At 42.5% G+C, this 1352-nt stretch carries 3 protein-coding genes; all 3 read left to right on the top strand.

Features of this window, described 5'->3' with window-relative positions; translation table 11 throughout:
* Positions 1-368: DUF3304 domain-containing protein (locus tag INT04_RS19120; RefSeq protein ID WP_193017601.1), on the top strand; the 368-nt coding region annotated here is incomplete at its 5' end.
* The gene (locus INT04_RS19115; protein WP_193017600.1) at positions 353-901 is read left to right on the top strand and encodes a DUF3304 domain-containing protein; all 549 of its coding nucleotides are present in this window, start codon (positions 353-355) and stop codon (positions 899-901) included. The genes INT04_RS19120 and INT04_RS19115, both read left to right, overlap by 16 nt.
* The coding region (locus tag INT04_RS19110; protein WP_193017599.1) for a DUF3304 domain-containing protein at positions 886-1352 on the top strand (467 nt) is incomplete at its 3' end. The genes INT04_RS19115 and INT04_RS19110, both read left to right, overlap by 16 nt.

Genomic DNA, 1352 nt, shown 5'->3' with positions numbered 1-1352 from the left:
CGATTAATGAAGGGTATGGCAGTATTGGCGGTACGGTCTGTTGTGTGATGATCCCTGAAAAATGGCGTCCTAATTTAATCGCTCACATAAAGTGGGAGAAACTCGATAAGAGCAAAATACCTCTTGCTCCTGATTTTGATCAAGTCGAAGCCTATAATCACTGGGAAAAAGAATTAGACCGCTATACGACCTATCACGAAGCTTGGGTGCCAATCCCACAATATGATGAACCTTGTAGCGTCAAAGTGCATTTCTTACCTTGTAATGAGGTGAAAATCACTACCTCTTGTAAAGGATATGGTCATCCTGAATACCCAATTAATGAGCCTCATAATATGAAGGAGCCCACCGTATGTCCTCAAAAATAACCATTTGGCACACTTACCCTAAACTTGCCATGCTCTTGATCATCTCTCTGTTACTTTCCGGTTGTGCTAATGCCGGCTCTTGGGGTGCAAAACCAGAAAACTCCCTCTTGGGAGCCGGGCTTCAAGGCTATAACCACACTCAATACAGTATTACCGGTTTTTCGATTAATGAAGGGTATGGCAGTATTGGCGGTACGGTCTGTTGTGTGATGATCCCCGAAAAATGGCGTCCTAATTTAATCGCACATATCCAATGGAATAAAGTGGATAAAAATAAACTCTCTCCTGCCCCTAAATTTAGTCAAGTAGAAGCTTATCAACGTTGGAAACAAGAGTTACGCGATAATACCTCCAGTCATGAAGCTTGGGTGCCAATCCCACAATATGATAAAGAAGTGTGTGGTGTCGATGTTCATTTTTTACCTTGTAATGAGGTGAAAATTACCACTTCTTGCTATAGCTATGGTGATCCTGAATACCCAATTAATGAGCCTCATAATATGAAGGAGCCCACCGTATGTCCTCAAAAATAACCATTTGGCAAACTTACCCTAAACTTGCCACGCTCTTGATCATTTCTCTGTTACTTTCCGGTTGTGCCAATGCGGGCTCTTGGGGCGCAAAACCAGAAAACTCCATGTTGGGAGCAGGACTTCAAGGCTATAACCACACTCAATACAGTATTACCGGTTTTTCGATTAATGAAGGTTATGGCAGTATTGGCGGCACTGTCTGTTGTGTGATGATCCCCGAAAAATGGCGTCCTAATTTAGTCGCGCATATTCAATGGAAAAAGGTGGATAGAAATAACTTACCTTTCCCGGCTCCTGACTTTGACGAAGTAGAAGCCTATCATCAGTGGAAACAAAAGCTACGCGACAATACCTCCAGTCACGAAGCTTGGGTGCCAATCCCACAATATGATAAAAAAGTGTGTGGTGTCGATGTTCATTTTTTACCTTGTAATGAGGTGAAAATTACCAC

The organism is Proteus sp. FME41, assembly GCF_014897315.1.
Taxonomy (GTDB): Bacteria; Pseudomonadota; Gammaproteobacteria; order Enterobacterales; family Enterobacteriaceae; genus Proteus.
Note: the sequence above shows the minus strand (reverse complement) of the source record. Positions and strands in the feature narration are given on the sequence as shown.

Coding starts and splice junctions, on each gene's coding strand:
- INT04_RS19115 (WP_193017600.1), top strand. CDS start 353: ATGTCCTCAAAAATAACCATTTGGCACACTTACCCTAAACTTGCCATG.